Here is a 15,868-nt window from a genome sequence, read left to right on the forward strand (position 1 = left end):
CCCTGATGAATCAGAACGGTTTTCAGGCGATTAGCCCAGTTGTTTTTTTGCAGCGTCTGCAAGCTGTGCAAATGCTTTTTCATCGCTGATTGCAAGATCAGCAAGCATTTTGCGGTTTACTTCGATGCCGGCAAGTTTCAAGCCATGCATTAAACGGCTGTAAGAAAGACCGTTTACACGAGCAGCAGCGTTGATACGAGTGATCCACAATTTACGGAAATCACGTTTCTTTTGACGACGATCCCGGTATGCATATTGCAGGGATTTCATTACTTGCTGGTTGGCAACTTTATATAAACGATGTTTCGAACCGAAATAACCTTTTGCTAACTTAAGAACTTTTTTACGACGTTTGCGTGTTACAGTACCGCCTTTTACGCGTGGCATACTATTTCCCTCCTAAATGATGTTACGTTTAATTTTCTTACAGATTGTCAAGCATATGGCGAATGCGTTTGAAATCGCCTTTCGAAACAAGAGCGCCTTTGCGCAATTTGCGTTTTTGTTTTGTTGATTTGTTTGCGAACAAGTGGCTAGTGTATCCGTGTGAACGTTTCAGTTTACCTGAACCTGTTTTCTTGAAACGTTTGGCAGAACCACGGTGAGTTTTCATTTTTGGCATTTCGTCTTCCTCCTCAAACTGGTTTACTTTTCGTTTTTCGGCGCCATAATAAGGAACATACTACGGCCGTCCATTTTCGGCTTAGACTCAACAGTCGCAACGTCTTTGCACGCTTCTGCAAAGCGGTCAAGAACACGCTGGCCGATTTCTTTATGGGTAATCGCACGTCCTTTAAAGCGGATCGATGCTTTTACTTTGTCACCCTTTTCCAAAAACTTCACTGCATTGCGAAGCTTTGTATTGAAATCATGCTCATCAATGGTTGGGCTAAAGCGCACTTCTTTCAATTGGATGATTTTCTGGTTTTTGCGGGCTTCCTTCTCTTTCTTCTGCTGTTCAAATTTAAACTTTCCGTAGTCCATAATGCGGGCTACAGGCGGTTTTGCATTTGGAGCAACAAGCACAAGATCAAGATTAACGCGGGCAGCAATTTCAAGTGCTTCGCGTTTTTGTTTAATGCCAAGCTGATCGCCGTTCTGGTCAATCAAGCGTACTTCACGGGCACGGATGCCTTCATTTAAATTCATATCTTTGCTAATAATAAGCCACCTCCGGGTCATTTTAAAAACACTGTTTAAAAGAAAAGCGCGCTATAGCATGAAAAAGACGGAGCATCTAAAGTAGATGCCCCGCCAGTAAAAAGCTGAATATACCAGCTTTGCCGTTTACCATGTCAACCTGCCGGCTTTATTGCCAGACGAGGTGAGAAGCGGGTGCTTCTGCTTTCTTTTATTGTGTGTTTCATTCACCTAAGTAACTATATCATATCTTCTCTCAATTGTCTAGTAAACAAACTGAAAGAACCAACGTTTTAAATAATACCATTGCTTTCTAAAAAACACAACAGTTTTTTTCTTAACGTTTGCCTTCTTTTTGAACATGATCGCGGAAATTGTCGAACGACATCGTTTCCGACTGCTGTTCACCGTATTTGCGGACATTGACTGTTCCGCTTTCAAGCTCTTTGTCTCCTACAACAAGCATATACGGTATTTTTTTCATTTGGGACTCACGGATTTTGTAGCCTAGCTTTTCTTCACGGCTGTCCATTTGCACACGAATGCCGGCTGCTTTCAGCTCATCCTGCAGCTTCCGCGCATAATCATAATGAACTTCATTGGAAACCGGAATAATTTGAACCTGAACCGGTGCAAGCCATGTCGGGAATGCACCTTTATATTCTTCAATCAAGAATGCGACAAAACGCTCCATTGTCGATACAACGCCACGGTGAATAACAACCGGACGGTGCTGCTTGCCGTCTTCGCCAACATACGTTAAATCAAACCGTTCCGGCAGCAGGAAGTCAAGCTGCACAGTGGATAGTGTTTCTTCTTTGCCAAGGGCTGTTTTCACCTGCACATCAAGCTTCGGTCCGTAAAACGCCGCTTCATCTTCTGCTTCTGTGTATTCCACTCCAAAATCATCCATCGCTTCTTTCAGCATAGACTGTGCTTTTTCCCACATTTCGTCATCATCGTAATACTTTTCTGTGTTTTCCGGATCACGGTAAGACAGGCGGAACGAATAGTCATTTAAACCAAAATCTTTGTATACTGCAAGGATCAGTTCCATCACACGCTTTAATTCTTCTTTAATCTGGTCCGGACGAACGAAGATGTGCGCGTCGTTCAATGTCATGCCGCGAACACGCTGAAGGCCGGCAAGCGCCCCGGACATTTCGTAGCGGTGCATCGTGCCGAGCTCTGCAATCCGGATTGGCAGTTCACGGTAGCTGTGAATGTCATTTTTATAAACCATCATATGGTGCGGGCAGTTCATCGGGCGGAGAACAAGAGTTTCGTTATCCATTTCCATTGGCGGGAACATGCCTTCCTGATAGTGCCCCCAGTGGCCGCTTGTTTGATACAGCTCTTTGCTTCCGAGCACCGGTGTATACACATGCTCATAGCCAAGGCTTGCTTCTTTATCGACTATGTAGCGTTCGATAATACGGCGGATGGTTGCGCCTTTCGGAAGCCATAACGGAAGTCCCTGGCCGACTTTTTGAGAGTTGGTAAATAAATCGAGTTCTTTTCCAATTTTCCGGTGATCCCGCTCTTTTGCTTCTTCAAGCATTTTCAAATGATGCTCAAGCTCTTCTTTTTTAAAGAAAGCTGTACCATAAATACGCTGAAGCATTTTATTATCAGAGTTGCCGCGCCAGTAGGCACCGGCAATGTTTAGCAGCTTAAATTCCTTCAGCTTGCCTGTTGACGGCACGTGGACGCCGCGGCAGAGATCGGTAAAATCACCCTGCTCATACAGAGTAACCGTTTCATCCTCGGGAATTGCTTCAAGAAGCTCAAGTTTATACTCATCATCAATTTCTTTAAAAAACTGTTCTGCTTCCGCACGGGAAACTTCTTTACGGATAACCGGAAAGTTTTCATTGATGATTTTTTTCATTTCTTTTTCAATCTTCGGCAGATCTTCCGGCGTGATGGACTCGTCTAAATCGATATCGTAGTAAAAACCGCCTTCAATTACCGGACCGACACCAAGTTTTACCTTGTCCGCACCGTAAATGCGCTTGATTGCCTGAGCCATTAAGTGCGCTGTGCTGTGCCGCAAAACCTCCAGTGCATCTGCATGGTCCGGTGTAATAATTTCAATGGAGCCATCCTGCTCAATTGGCGTCTTTAAATCGATCGGTTCACCATTTACTTTGCCTGCCAGTGCTTTTTTGCGAAGCCCCGGGCTGATCGATTGTGCTACATCCTCCATTGTTGTGCCGGCTGGAAATTCCTTTACGGCTCCATCCGGAAATGTTAATTGGATTGACATATTTATTTCCTCCTTTTCTTCATAAAACGACAAAAAACCCCGCTCCTCCGTAACGAAGGGGCGAGGTTTAATCGCGGTTCCACCCAACTTTCCGGGAAATTCCCGGCTCAATTGCAGTCAGATAACGGTCTGGTGCCGCCGCTCCTTACTTACGTTTGTGTTCAGAAGCAGAGCTCGAGGGTGGTACATCCATTTGTTCCCGACGGGAAAGTTGCAGCCGAATGCTTCCCCTCTCTGTAGACGTCCCAAATGAAGTATGTTCCTGTCATAGCTTTTCATATGACGTTATTATAGTCTCCCTCTCCTTTAAAATCAAGAGCCAGGAGCGCAGTTTTTAATACCGGCGGTTTGTTCCGGCCATCTCAACCGGAAGAGACAGATATTTAATGCGTTCCATGATCCGCTTGGCTTTCAGTCCTTCCTGCTCCCCGCGCTGCGAGTAAGTAAGATGATGTTCTAATTCTTTTAAGTTGAAATTTGAAGTAAACAGAGTCGGCAGGTTTTCAAGCATCCTGAACTGGAGAATCGTGCCAAGAATATCATCACGCACCCAGCTGGACATCGATTCAGCTCCAATATCGTCAATCATAAGTATCGGAGCAGTTTTCACCTTTTCTAATTTGCTGTCTAACGATTGATCACTTAAAGATTGCTTCATTTCCCTCACAAACTCGGGAAAATACATGATAAGCGAGGATGTATTGCTTTCTACAGCTAATTCGTTTGCGATTGCCCCTAACAAATAGGATTTTCCTACCCCAAAAGCTCCGTAAATGAACAGCCCTTTTGTTTGCGGGTTTTTCATATAATCATCTACAAAAGCTTCCGCTGCTTTTATTGCTTTCACCCTGTCGCGGTCTTTTAAATCTAAATTGCTGAACTTTGCATCCAGTATATTTTTGGGCACATAAAGGCTTTTAATTAACTTTTCGTTCTCTTTTTTCTGGTCATCCATTATTTTTCGTGAACAGCGGTGATAGTCAATCTCCACTCTGCCGCGGCGCCATAAAAGTTCCGGTTCAAAGCCCTTTACTATATTAACGCACTCAGAAAGGCTCGGGCATTTGTCACATGCTTTGCTTTGTGTTTTGTATTCGTACAGCCTCACCAGATTCCTTTGAATAATCTCCTCTGATAAGTCGTTTTTGTTTTTCTCAAGGAAATTTCGAATAGAAGGATCACTTAAAATTTCATTTCGCATTCCTTCAAAGCGTGATTGAAAATCAAGTGAATTTGCCACTTTTTTTAAACTCTCATTAATTCTTTCCATCTGCTTTCATCGCCTCCCTTCTCTGCTGCCTGTTTTTAATACGCTCTTCAAGTTCGCGTCTTTCTCTTTCAAGTTCTTCCTCTTCCTCTTGAGAGCGCTTAGGCTTGTTATCTTTTTCTTGAACCCAATCCGGCATTTTTTCTACCCGGGTAGGCCTTGCAGCAGTTCTCTGGTTTGCTTTTGTTTTATTGGCTGCCCGCTCACTCGCCTGATTTTGTTCACTTTTCGCAAGCTCAATGCCTTCTTTAGCTGTTTTTATTTTTTTCCGTGCCCACTGCGCTGCGATTTTATCCATAAAGCTTTTAGAAAGCTTCATATTCGATTTCAGCATAACATATTGAATGAGCGCATTCATTACTCCAGGCGTAAAATCATATTGAAGCATAACCTGTTCAATTAGTTTCATGTCAACCGAAGAAGGAGCTTTATCTGAAATATCGACAATCATTTGATAAGGCGTAACTGATTCACAATGAAGAATCAGCTTTTCTTCTTTCGTTTTTGGCTTCTCTGCTGGTGCATTCTCCGGGCTTTTTATACGCGGTGTCATGTCTGGCAGGCGCCCGCCCGACTCAAACTGATAGGCATTGCGGGCGGATTTCCGCAGTTCATCGACATCGATTTCATCCTGCTCGTTTAAAGAAGACAAAACAAGATTTTTCATATCAAGCGGCGGAATCCCATATAAAAACGACAGCTTTTTAACCGTTTCTTTTATAAAGGGAGTCAGAGAAGAGGCAGGAATAAGAGCATCCTTTAAGGCACGCTCAAGAGCAGAAAAATCAAAAGACCCATTCAAAACCGGTCCGGTTTTAACCCCCTTTGACGCTATGCGGCTTCCCGGCTCTGGGGCGCTGTCCAGCTCCGCTTCCTGAGCGTCCATATAACCTGTCGAAAACACATCCGGGAAAGCATGCGTCACCTCATGAAAATCAGGGGACTTCGGCTCACGATCGCAAAACATGCGCTTCAGCTTTAAAAAGTGAGGCTTTCCAATTTTCCGGTATAAAAAAACATTTAATAAGCCATCTGTAAAAAACTGGTCCGGGGCAAGCGGCGGCAGAAGTTCATACAGGAACTCTCTGCTTTCACCTGTTTTTTTTACGTACGTCTTTAGCAGCCCGATTCCTTCAAGCTTTAACCGGTCTTCGTATATTTGCTGCGGGCTGCAGCCAAGTGTATTCATTAAATGATAATGCGGGGCGCCGCCTGATGACAGCCTGCCGTCCTCCACTTCTGCATACATTGTCATATATAAGCTGAGTGCCTGTGCACCAATCAGCGGTTGATACAAAAGCGTAATTACTTTTTGTTCAAGACCGTCTATACAGCCGGACACTGATACGCTGTAGGCATCGGCGGGCTGCATTTCGTTCCAGTGCCGATTCATGATGTTCACCTCGATACTTCTCTGAATAAGAAGAAAAAAGCCCGGAGCAAAATCTCCCGGGATTTTATTTTTCTTTGTTAATAAGATCTTTCAGTTCATCTAAAAACACGTTAATATCTTTAAATTGCCGATAAACAGATGCAAAGCGGACGTAAGCGACTTCGTCAATTTCCGCAAGACGATCCATCACCATTTCTCCCACCTCATCTGATTGCACTTCTGATACACCTCTTGCCCGCAGCTCCTGTTCGATATCCGCTGCCACTTTCTCAAGAGTTCCAAGCGGAACCGGCCGTTTCTCGCAAGCTTTTATTAGTCCGCGGAGCATTTTTTCACGGTTGAATTCTTCGCGCATTCCTTCTTTTTTCACGACAATAAGCGGCGTATGCTCTACACGTTCAAACGTCGTAAACCGGTACCCGCACTTTTCGCACTCGCGGCGCCGCCGGATGGAATGCCCGTCATCTGCCGGACGCGAATCGACTACTTTCGTCCCGTTAAAACGGCAGTCAGGGCAAATCATGATTAAATCAACTCCGATTTTATTTTAAATATGGATTAGATGTAAAATGCAGCATCCTGACACCGTACATTTTCACCTTCCTGGCACAGGTTTTTTCTTATGTTTTATCATACTAAAAAAAATTCATTCTGAAAATAGAAAAGAGGCGTATGAAAGTTCATACACCTCGTTTTGTTTACATAACCTTTGCAGTTTCTTTAACTTGCGAGCGCACAGGACCCATACCACGCGGCATCTCGATTGTTTCGCGCGTTTCAGCCTCAAGTGCATCTGCAATATAGTTCGCAGCAATATTCGGATCCAGGTCACCGCATGTATAAACATCAATGCTGGCATATCCATGTTCCGGGAAGCTGTGAATCGTTAAGTGAGACTCGGAGATAATGACGACTCCACTGACTCCCTGAGGAGCAAACTTGTGGAACGCGACTTCGCGAATTTCCGCACCTGATTTAAGAGCGGCGTCGACAAATGTTCTCTCGATGACTTCCATATCGTTTAATTTGTCAAAATTGCAGCCCCATAATTCTGAAATGACGTGACGACCCATTGTTTCCATGATCGTTCCCCCTTTTACAAAGTAGTTTTTGAATCAATTGTAAAAGTGATCACTGCCACGGGGGAAAGTTAGTCCGAAGAGGTCCTAACCCTTTAAGCATTTATTTCACAAAGATGAGTATACGACCTGCCGCAACATTTTGCAACAAGTTTCTTTTATTTTTTTAAACGCAGAAGCTCCGGCAAATGCCGGAGCTTCAGACTGTCGATAAACTATATAAGTTGAATGAAGCTTTTTCCATCGGCTGTTTACTGCCCTGTAAGAATTCTTTTGAAAAACAACATAGCGGGCTGGCGGCTGCGCTAACAGCCGGGGCGAACGCTGAACCAGCCATCATTCGCGCCGTCTGTTTCAGCTTGTCCGCTCGTCCTGCGGGAGTCTCCGCCGGCAGCCCTCCCCCCGTTCCTTTTCAGGAAAGAAGAGAAACAAATCCTGTTGTTTTTCCTCCCCATAAAAGGCGGCAGGCGCGGGGCGTAGACTCCTATGGGACCAGCGGGCAGCTGAGATCGGTGGAGCCGGCAGGCGGAGACGAGCTCAGCGCCTGCCCCATGGAATACGCGTCCCCGCGAATGCCGCTTCACTCACTCGGGCTAAGTTCTGTTTTCAGACGCTTTTTTTGAGAAACAATAGGTAAAATTCTTTGTTCAATTATGAAGTAAATGACATTGCCTATAAGCTGAAGCCAGGCTGATTGAAAGCGGGCGTTTGTCAGCAGCCTGAAAGCAGACTGATTGAAAAGTTAAGCAGAAATCGAAACAGCTTTTTTCATCTTCTCTGCTACATAGTTCACAAGATCTACTACCCGGCAGGAGTAGCCCCACTCATTATCATACCAGGCAAGCACTTTTACTTTGTTTTCGCCTATTACAATCGTTGTCAGTCCATCAACCGTGGAGGAGTAAGGATTCGTATTGAAGTCTACCGAGACAAGAGGTTCTTCTGTGAAATCTAAAATTCCTTTCAGCTGCCCGTCCGCTGCTTCTCTGAATGCATTATTCACTTCTTCCGCTGTTACCGGCCGTTCGACATCTACAACAAGATCAACAAGCGATACATTTGATGTAGGCACCCGGATCGCCATGCCATGCACCTTCCCTTTAAGCTGCGGCAAAACAAGCGAAAGTGCTTTTGCGGCGCCTGTTGAGGTTGGAATAATTGACTGGGCGCAGGCACGTGCACGGCGCAGGTCTTTGTGAGGATTATCGATATTTTTTTGATCATTTGTGTAAGCGTGAACTGTAGTCATCAGTCCATTTCGGATTCCAAAGTTTTCATCAAGAACTTTGGCAACCGGAGCGAGACAGTTCGTTGTACAGGAAGCATTTGAAATAATATCATGCTTTTCAATGTGAAGATCCTGCTCATTTACACCCATGACGACGGTAACATCTTCGTTTTTACCAGGAGCAGTAAGCACTACTTTTTTTGCTCCAGCCTGTAAATGAAGTGCTGCTTTTTCACGCGCATTAAATTTGCCGGTCGCTTCAATTACAATATCAATGCCTAGTGAATCCCACGGCAGCTCCAGCGGATCGCGGCTGGAAAAAAGCTGGACGCGTTTTCCATTGATGATAAGGGCTTTTTCTTCAACTTGAATGTCTGCATCAAACTTTCCATGATTCGTATCATATTTGAGCAAATGAGCAAGCGTTTCAGCAGGGTAACTGGCATTCACCGCCGCAATGTCCAGGCTGTCATCTAAGATTGCTCTGCGGAACACCATTCGTCCAATACGGCCAAATCCATTAATAGCTACTTTCGACTTCATCATAATTGAAGGCCTCCCACTCAATAATGTTATACTTTATACCTTTTCATCATAATTTAGTATAACACATTAAGAAAAAAAAGAAACAAAAAATGACCCAGTTTAATAAAATTCACGATCCGTTCAAAAAGGGACAAAAAAAGACCCAATTAAGGGCTAAGTCTTAATTGGGCCAGCCAGTGATCGAGCTGTTCTTTCGTTTTATCAATCGTGCCGCTATTATCTATCATATCGTCAGCAAGCTTCTTTTTTTCATTAATAGGCATCTGGGACTCAATGCGGTCCATTGCTTCCTTTTCTGTATACCCATTTCGATTCATCAGCCGTTCAAGCTGGATTTCAGGTGTAACGTAAATGAGCAGTGTTCGTTCTGCCATCCAGGCCAGCTTGCTTTCAAATAAAAGGGGAATGTCAAATATAATGGTTCTGCAGCCTGCTGCTATCGCCTTATCCTTTTCAGAAAGCATCCATGTCCGGACAGCCGGATGGATAATCTCGTTTAACTGCTTTCGTTTGAACTCATCCCCAAAAATAACCTCTCCAAGCTTTTTCCGGTTTAATGTTCCATCCTGGAACAGCATTTCATTGCCGAACAGCTGTACAATTTGCTCAAGGACCGGCTGGCCTGGCATCACAACCGCACGTGAGGCAATATCCGCATCAATAACTGTAAATCCTTTGTTTTTTAATAATTGGCTGACTGTACTTTTCCCGCTTGCAATCCCGCCGGTCAGTCCAATAATCATAACGGATCCTCCAGCGGCTGGCAGTGCAGGCAAATATGTGTGCCGCGCCCTCCTGTTTTCGTTTTGACGATTTCGGCTCCGCATTCAACACATGCTTCTCCCGCGCGCCCATATACATTTAACACTTCCTGGAAGGTTCCTTTTTGCCCCTGGCTGTTAAGATATGTGCGAATCGTACTTCCGCCCCGCTCAACAGCTTCGGCCAGTACATTAACAGTATGCAAACGAATTTGTTCGGCTTCATCCGGCGTAATCGTGCTGCTGACACGGTGTGGATGCACATGTGACCGGAATAACACTTCATCAACGTATATATTGCCAAGACCGGTAACGATAATTTGATCAAGAAGAGCTGTTTTTACCTGCCTTGATGTTTTTTGCAGCTTATTATATAAGTAATCTGCTGTAAATTGTTCGTCAAACGGTTCAGGGCCAAGCGCTTTCAAGGAAGGAAGCCCGTGTTCTGTTCCTTTAGGCGTTAAATGCATGGTCCCAAATTTGCGCACATCCCGGTAACGAAGCTCACTGCCGTCTGTAAAAGTGAAAACCACATGGGTATGCGGCTCTTCCGATTCAGACGACTGGTTAACTGTAAACTTTCCTTCCATTCGCAAATGTGAAATAAGTGCATAATGGTCCAGCTGAAAAATCAAAAATTTCCCTCTCCGGTCGATTGACTGGATCGTTTCACCAATTAGTGCATCCTGAAATGCTTCAGGTTCTGGCTGCTTGACCATCCTGGGCCAGCGTACGTCAACGCCGGCAATGGTTTTGCCCGCCGCAAGTTCTGATAAGGTGCGGCGGACGGTCTCTACTTCCGGTAGTTCCGGCATATGTTTCTCTCCTTACTTGGCATCGTACCATGTCGGACCAAACGAATACTCCACTTTAAGCGGTACATCCAGCTCAAAAGCATGCTCCATAACGTCCGGGACAATGCGTTCCATTTGATCAATTTCTTCTTTTGGCACATCAAAAATCAGTTCATCATGCACTTGAAGCAATAGCTTAGAGGCCAGCTGTTCTCGTTCAAGTCGGTCCGCCACATCGATCATCGCTTTTTTAATAATATCCGCTGCACTTCCCTGAATTGGCGTGTTCATTGCTGTACGTTCGCCAAAAGAACGCAAATTGAAATTGCGGCTTGTAATTTCAGGAATATAGCGCCGGCGGTTTAACAGTGTTGTCACATACCCTTTTTCTTTTGCATCACGAACGATCGTATCCATGTACTCTTTAACACCTGGATATGTGTTTAAGTAACGGTCAATAAACTCCGCCGCTTCTTTCCGAGTAATTCCCAGGCTTTGTGACAAGCCGTAATCACTAATTCCATAAACAATTCCGAAGTTAACGGCTTTAGCCTGGCGCCGCATGTTAGAGGTCACTCCGTCCTCATCAACGTGGAATACTTCCATAGCAGTCGCCGTGTGAATATCGAGCCCCTGCTTAAAGGCTTCAATCAGCTTTTCATCCCGGCTTATATGGGCCAGCACACGCAGTTCAATTTGTGAGTAATCTGCCGCAAACATAACCGAATCGGATTTCTCAGGAACGAATGCCTGCCGGATTTTCCGTCCCTCTTCAAGCCGGATTGGAATATTTTGCAGATTGGGATCCGTCGAGCTGAGCCGCCCCGTCTGCGTAAGCGCCTGATTAAATCGCGTGTGAACTTTGCGGGTATCCGGGTCTGCGACTTTCAGCAGTCCTTCAATGTACGTAGACTGCAGTTTGCCAATCTGCCGGTAATCTAAAATATACCTTACAATTTCATGAGAGGAAGCCAGCTTTTCAAGTACATCCGCTGAAGTTGAATATCCTGTTTTTGTTTTTTTGAGCGGCGGCAGCCCCAGTTTTTCAAACAAAATAACTCCTAATTGTTTAGGCGAATTAATGTTAAATTCTGTTCCAGCCAGCCCGTGGATGGTTTGCTCCATTTCAGCAAGCCGCTTTTTTAATTCGCTGCCCATTTCATGTAAGCGGGCTGTATCAATCCGGACTCCCTCGGACTCCATATCTGCTAATATAAGCGCCAGCGGCAATTCCAGTTCATCGAACAATTCATTCTGGCTGTTTTCTGTCAGCTCGCGCCGGCATGTATCATCCAGGCGGCTTAATGCTTCCGCTTTGGCACTAATATGTTTTGCATACACTTCTTCCTGCGGGAGTGCTTTTTTTGCTCCTTTTCCGTAAACCGTTTCGTCAGGGGCAATTCCCGTTTCTCCATGCAGTTTAGCCACAGCTGCAAAATCTTCCGGTGATTCGGATGGATTAATTAAATAAGAAGCAAGAAAGACATCAAAATCCACTCCCGCCAGCTCAATTCCATGACGCCGCAGAGCAATGATTGTCCTCTTGGCATCAAAAACGGTTTTTCGTATCGAGGAATTTTCCGCCCATTTTTTAAATTCTTCCGAAGCAGCTGCCGTTTCTCCGCGCATAAAAATCGTTTTTCCCTCTCCAGAAACAGCAATTCCGGTGATTGGTGCTTTATGATAGTTTACATCCAGCATTTCCACATACACCGCATCGGCCTGTTCAAAATGAGCCTGCTCCGGCTTTTCAACAATAGAAAACAAAATATCCGCTATTTCATCAGGATCCGACGTTCGCTGAAGACCTTCCATTAACGTTTTAAATTCCAAATCTCGATACAAATCATATAATTCATCTTCGTTTGGCCCATTGTAAACCAGTCGGTCCATTGTAAGCTCAAGCGGCACAGTCCGCAGTATGGTCGCCAGCTGCTTGCTCATAAGCGCTTTATTTTTATGCTCAATCAACTTTTCTTTCAGCTTCGCGCCGCTTACCTGCTCAACTGATTCGAGAAGGTGTTCAACAGAATCATACTGCTTCAACAGCTTAATCGCTGTTTTCTCGCCGATGCCCGGCACGCCTGGAATATTGTCGGACGCATCTCCCATCAGGCCTTTCATATCAATAATTTGAAGCGGCGTTAGTCCGTATTTATCCAAAATATGATCCGGTGTATATTCTTCTATATCTGTGATTCCTTTTCGGGTGATACATACAGTTGTTTGACCCGTTGCAAGCTGTGTTAAATCTTTATCACCTGAATATACTTTAACAGCAAACTCCTCATTTTCTGCTTGAAGCGACAATGTACCGATAATGTCATCCGCTTCATAATTCTCCAGTTCAAAATAAGGAATTCCATACGCTTTTAACAGTTCGCGCACATATGAAAACTGCTCTGACAGCTCAGGCGGCGTTTTTTGCCGCGTCCCTTTATATTCTTGAAATGTTTCATGGCGAAAAGTCGTTTTTCCCGCATCAAATGCAACAAGAATATGAGTCGGCTGTTCGTCCTGCAGCATTTTATTCAGCATCATCGCAAAGCCGTATACTGCATTTGTATGGATGCCTTTTGAGTTGCTTAAAAGCGGCAGCGCAAAAAAAGCGCGGTAGGCAATGCTGTTTCCGTCAATTAACACCAGTTTTTTATCCATAAATCCTCCTTTGCACTCCTGATTGAATGCATAAAAAAGCCGTTGTTTTCTTTTTTATTCTACCATGTAAGGAAGAAAAAAAGAAAACAACGGCTTGGCTCAACCCGGTTCCAAAAAAGCGGCAGAGGCTTATCAACAAAGAACCTCTGCCAAATAAAAGCTGGATAAAGGGGGTTGATACATATACTATAACAGCTAAATATAAAAACAATGTAAACGATTCATTAATCTTTTGTAAAATCAACTGCCAGGTCTTTATGGAAAGAAACAGTAAAGGAAGTTCCCTCATTCATTTTGCTTTCAACGGTAATTTTCCCCTGGTGTGCTTCCATAATATGTTTGACAATGGCAAGCCCAAGACCCGTTCCGCCTGAGTCCCGGCTCCGCGCTTTATCCACCCGGTAAAACCGTTCAAAAATACGCGGCAGCTCTGATTTTTCAATGCCAATTCCTGTATCTGACACTTTCACATTCACCGTGCCGCCTGATTCATTTCCTTCTATAAATATCCGGCCGCCCTTCGGGGTATACAAAATAGCATTGGTAATTAAATTAAGAAACACCTGCTTAAGCCGGTATTCATCTCCCTGAATTGTTAAATGATCCGGCAGATTAACCTCCAGTGCAATTTGTTTCGCTTCAAGCCGGCTTTCAAGCGTTGCAGCCATTTCTTTCACCAGTTTATTCAAAGACACCCTGGTAATATTAAGAGCCAGTCCCTTTTGCTCGATTTTTGAAAGATCCAAAAGATCAGCAACAAGCGTCTCCATCCGGCCGCTTTCTTTCCAGATAATCTCTAAAAACATTTTTGCTGCATCTGGATCGTTCAATGCACCATCCAAAAGAGTTTCCGAAAAGCCTTTAATGGATGTGATCGGTGTTTTTAATTCGTGGGAGACATTCGCCACAAAATCCTTGCGCATTTGCTCTAAATGCTTGATTTCGGTTATATCATGAAAAACAACAAGAATTCCCTTCCACTCATCGTTCGTGCCAATAATAGGAGCACCGGATACTTCAATATCTTTTTCTTCCAGATCAAACACCATCTTAATCTGGCGCCGGACATTTTTTTCCGTCATAAATACATCTTCTACAATTTTAATTACATCATCCTGCATAATTACTTCATAGTAACGCTTTTTAATAATACGGCCGGCATTGTACATTTTTTTAAACGATCGATTCGCCATTACAATATAGCCACGGTCATCAATCAGCAGCAAGCCACTTTCAATATTTTCGATCAATGTAGTCAGGCGGTTCTGATGAACTTCCTGTGCCTGCATCATTTCCTGTAAATTCCGCGCTAAAATATTAATCGACGTATTCAGCATACCCACTTCGTCCGGCGGAGTTTCATAAGTGCGTGCACGGTAATTGCCCTTGGCCAGTTCAATAGCAACAGCAGTTGCGGACTCAATCGGCTTTACATAACGTCCCGTTATTTTCGTACCAATTAACACAATTAAGATAAGAGAAAGCCCGAGTGAAGCCAAAAGAATAAGCCAGATCTGCCCGTATATTTCATCAAGTGCATCGATACGCATGCTGACTACAACGTAGCCTTCCTGCTCACCTGATTCATTTACAATAGGAGCCCAGTGATACTGGGCATCCATCTTGCGCAGCAAGGAGGCTTTATAATTTTCTTCATTTAATGTGCTAGAGATGCGCTGTACAATATCATGGTGGATCGCTGTCTGGTGCTTATCCGAGCCGCCGCTGTCATAAAGAATATTTCCTCCGGCATCCGCTACACTCAAGCGGGTATCCATTTGGCTGCTCCACTCTCCGAGCAGGACCGGATCAAACGCTTTAATTCCTCCCCAGTCTTCTATGGCACTGGCAAGCAGGGAGGTTTCTCTTTCAAGGCGGTCGTTAACCGTTGATAAATAGTAAGACTTAAACATCTGGCCCAGCCAAATACCAAGAACAGCAAGCACAACAGTAATAGATGTAATCAGCGATAAAATCAGCTTTGTGCGAAAATTAATCATGCTTCTTTTGGTTCTTCTAATTTGTAGCCCAGTCCGCGAATTGTTTTAATATACTGTGGCTTTTTTGTATTCTCTTCCATTTTTTCTCGAAGATGGCTGATATGGACATCAACTATGCGGGTATCACCCACGAAATCATATTTCCAAACGGCTGCAAGCAGCTGGTCGCGTGTGAGCACTCTTGTTTTGTTTTCGGCTAAAAACAGCAGCAGCTCAAACTCTTTTGGTGTTAAATCAAGAAGATTTCCTTTATAATATGCTTCATATTTTTCAGGGTATAACTTTAAATCTGCTACTCTGATCAGTTCACCATCTTCTTCTTCAACCGCCGGTTCGGCTGGCGGAAGCTGTACACGGCGCAGAATAGCTTTTACACGGGCAATCAATTCTCTCGGACTAAAAGGCTTGGTCATGTAATCATCCGCACCAAGCTCAAGCCCTAGTACTTTATCAAACTCTTCATCCTTTGCTGTCAGCATTAAAATGGGAACGGATACCCTGCGCTGGCGCAAATCTTTGCACACTTCCATTCCGTCAAACTTCGGCAGCATCCAATCTAAAATGATTAAATCTGGGTTCACTTCTTCCGCTTGATGGAGTGCCTCTTCCCCATCATAGGCGGTTTCCACTTCAAATCCGGCTTGCTCTAAATTGTATTTAATCAAAGTGACGATTGACGGCTCATCGTCAACGACTAGAATTTTCTTCATTAAGATCCTCCTGAGTTCAATAT

14 protein-coding genes and 2 other annotated features are annotated in these 15,868 nt (G+C 44.2%); all 14 genes read right to left on the reverse strand.

Annotated features, from left to right (window positions below):
* Positions 1 to 30: 30 nt before the first annotated feature.
* The 14 genes from rplT to VP98_RS04345 all read right to left on the reverse strand — a co-directional run bounded on the left by rplT (position 31) and on the right by VP98_RS04345 (position 15,845).
* Positions 31 to 387 (reverse strand): 50S ribosomal protein L20, encoded by a 357-nt coding sequence (gene rplT / locus VP98_RS04275; RefSeq protein ID WP_046174028.1) that lies wholly within the window; start codon positions 385 to 387, stop codon positions 31 to 33.
* 37 nt (positions 388 to 424) lie between these two features.
* Complete coding sequence (rpmI, locus tag VP98_RS04280) at positions 425 to 622, reverse strand: 50S ribosomal protein L35 (RefSeq protein ID WP_046174029.1); 198 nt, start codon at positions 620 to 622, stop codon at positions 425 to 427.
* A gap of 23 nt (positions 623 to 645) precedes the next feature.
* On the reverse strand, positions 646 to 1,164 hold the full coding sequence (gene infC, locus VP98_RS04285; RefSeq protein ID WP_156151310.1) for a translation initiation factor IF-3: 519 nt from the start codon (positions 1,162 to 1,164) through the stop codon (positions 646 to 648).
* Between the two features lie 50 nt (positions 1,165 to 1,214).
* Positions 1,215 to 1,353 (reverse strand) — a sequence feature (ribosomal protein L20 leader region).
* Positions 1,354 to 1,477: 124 nt separating this feature from the next.
* Positions 1,478 to 3,409, reverse strand: coding sequence for a threonine--tRNA ligase (gene thrS, locus VP98_RS04290; protein ID WP_407919198.1), 1,932 nt, complete (start codon positions 3,407 to 3,409; stop codon positions 1,478 to 1,480).
* A 53-nt stretch (positions 3,410 to 3,462) separates the two neighbouring features.
* Positions 3,463 to 3,687 (reverse strand) — a binding site (T-box leader).
* A 56-nt stretch (positions 3,688 to 3,743) separates the two neighbouring features.
* On the reverse strand, positions 3,744 to 4,679 hold the full coding sequence (dnaI, locus tag VP98_RS04295; protein ID WP_046174031.1) for a primosomal protein DnaI: 936 nt from the start codon (positions 4,677 to 4,679) through the stop codon (positions 3,744 to 3,746).
* Entirely contained in the window at positions 4,666 to 6,069 is a 1,404-nt protein-coding gene (locus VP98_RS04300; RefSeq protein WP_046174032.1) for a replication initiation and membrane attachment family protein, read from the reverse strand. The genes dnaI and VP98_RS04300 overlap by 14 nt, the downstream gene beginning before the upstream one ends.
* A gap of 64 nt (positions 6,070 to 6,133) precedes the next feature.
* On the reverse strand, positions 6,134 to 6,592 hold the full coding sequence (nrdR, locus tag VP98_RS04305; RefSeq protein ID WP_046174033.1) for a transcriptional regulator NrdR: 459 nt from the start codon (positions 6,590 to 6,592) through the stop codon (positions 6,134 to 6,136).
* A 175-nt stretch (positions 6,593 to 6,767) separates the two neighbouring features.
* The gene (speD, locus tag VP98_RS04310) at positions 6,768 to 7,151 is read right to left on the reverse strand and encodes an adenosylmethionine decarboxylase (RefSeq protein WP_046174034.1); all 384 of its coding nucleotides are present in this window, start codon (positions 7,149 to 7,151) and stop codon (positions 6,768 to 6,770) included.
* Between the two features lie 739 nt (positions 7,152 to 7,890).
* On the reverse strand, positions 7,891 to 8,919 hold the full coding sequence (locus VP98_RS04320; RefSeq protein ID WP_046174156.1) for a glyceraldehyde-3-phosphate dehydrogenase: 1,029 nt from the start codon (positions 8,917 to 8,919) through the stop codon (positions 7,891 to 7,893).
* 149 nt (positions 8,920 to 9,068) lie between these two features.
* Positions 9,069 to 9,665 carry a dephospho-CoA kinase gene (gene coaE / locus VP98_RS04325; protein ID WP_046174036.1) on the reverse strand — a complete coding sequence of 199 codons (597 nt, stop codon included), beginning with the start codon at positions 9,663 to 9,665 and terminating at the stop codon, positions 9,069 to 9,071.
* Positions 9,662 to 10,498 carry a DNA-formamidopyrimidine glycosylase gene (gene mutM / locus VP98_RS04330; RefSeq protein ID WP_046174037.1) on the reverse strand — a complete coding sequence of 279 codons (837 nt, stop codon included), beginning with the start codon at positions 10,496 to 10,498 and terminating at the stop codon, positions 9,662 to 9,664. Before mutM ends, coaE begins: the two co-directional genes overlap by 4 nt.
* A 12-nt stretch (positions 10,499 to 10,510) precedes the next feature.
* Positions 10,511 to 13,135: a DNA polymerase I gene (gene polA, locus VP98_RS04335; protein ID WP_046174038.1), complete on the reverse strand. Its 2,625-nt coding sequence runs from the start codon at positions 13,133 to 13,135 to the stop codon at positions 10,511 to 10,513.
* 224 nt (positions 13,136 to 13,359) lie between these two features.
* Positions 13,360 to 15,135 carry a two-component system histidine kinase PnpS gene (gene pnpS, locus VP98_RS04340; RefSeq protein ID WP_046174039.1) on the reverse strand — a complete coding sequence of 592 codons (1,776 nt, stop codon included), beginning with the start codon at positions 15,133 to 15,135 and terminating at the stop codon, positions 13,360 to 13,362.
* Positions 15,132 to 15,845: a response regulator transcription factor gene (locus VP98_RS04345; protein WP_046174040.1), complete on the reverse strand. Its 714-nt coding sequence runs from the start codon at positions 15,843 to 15,845 to the stop codon at positions 15,132 to 15,134. The genes pnpS and VP98_RS04345 overlap by 4 nt, the downstream gene beginning before the upstream one ends.
* Positions 15,846 to 15,868: the final 23 nt, after the last annotated feature.

The organism is Domibacillus indicus (assembly GCF_000970685.1).
GTDB classification, from domain to species: Bacteria; Bacillota; Bacilli; order Bacillales; family Domibacillaceae; genus Domibacillus; species Domibacillus indicus.

Bases quoted from the DNA above. Each gene is read 5' to 3' on its own strand.
- polA (WP_046174038.1), bottom strand. From the start codon at position 13,135: ATGGATAAAAAACTGGTGTTAATTGACGGAAACAGCATTGCCTACCGC.
- rpmI (WP_046174029.1), bottom strand. From the start codon at position 622: ATGCCAAAAATGAAAACTCACCGTGGTTCTGCCAAACGTTTCAAGAAA.
- VP98_RS04320 (WP_046174156.1), bottom strand. From the start codon at position 8,919: ATGAAGTCGAAAGTAGCTATTAATGGATTTGGCCGTATTGGACGAATG.
- mutM (WP_046174037.1), bottom strand. From the start codon at position 10,498: ATGCCGGAACTACCGGAAGTAGAGACCGTCCGCCGCACCTTATCAGAA.
- VP98_RS04345 (WP_046174040.1), bottom strand. From the start codon at position 15,845: ATGAAGAAAATTCTAGTCGTTGACGATGAGCCGTCAATCGTCACTTTG.
- rplT (WP_046174028.1), bottom strand. From the start codon at position 387: ATGCCACGCGTAAAAGGCGGTACTGTAACACGCAAACGTCGTAAAAAA.
- dnaI (WP_046174031.1), bottom strand. From the start codon at position 4,679: ATGGAAAGAATTAATGAGAGTTTAAAAAAAGTGGCAAATTCACTTGAT.
- thrS (WP_407919198.1), bottom strand. From the start codon at position 3,409: ATGTCAATCCAATTAACATTTCCGGATGGAGCCGTAAAGGAATTTCCA.
- nrdR (WP_046174033.1), bottom strand. From the start codon at position 6,592: ATGATTTGCCCTGACTGCCGTTTTAACGGGACGAAAGTAGTCGATTCG.
- coaE (WP_046174036.1), bottom strand. From the start codon at position 9,665: ATGATTATTGGACTGACCGGCGGGATTGCAAGCGGGAAAAGTACAGTC.
- pnpS (WP_046174039.1), bottom strand. From the start codon at position 15,135: ATGATTAATTTTCGCACAAAGCTGATTTTATCGCTGATTACATCTATT.
- speD (WP_046174034.1), bottom strand. From the start codon at position 7,151: ATGGAAACAATGGGTCGTCACGTCATTTCAGAATTATGGGGCTGCAAT.
- VP98_RS04300 (WP_046174032.1), bottom strand. From the start codon at position 6,069: ATGAATCGGCACTGGAACGAAATGCAGCCCGCCGATGCCTACAGCGTA.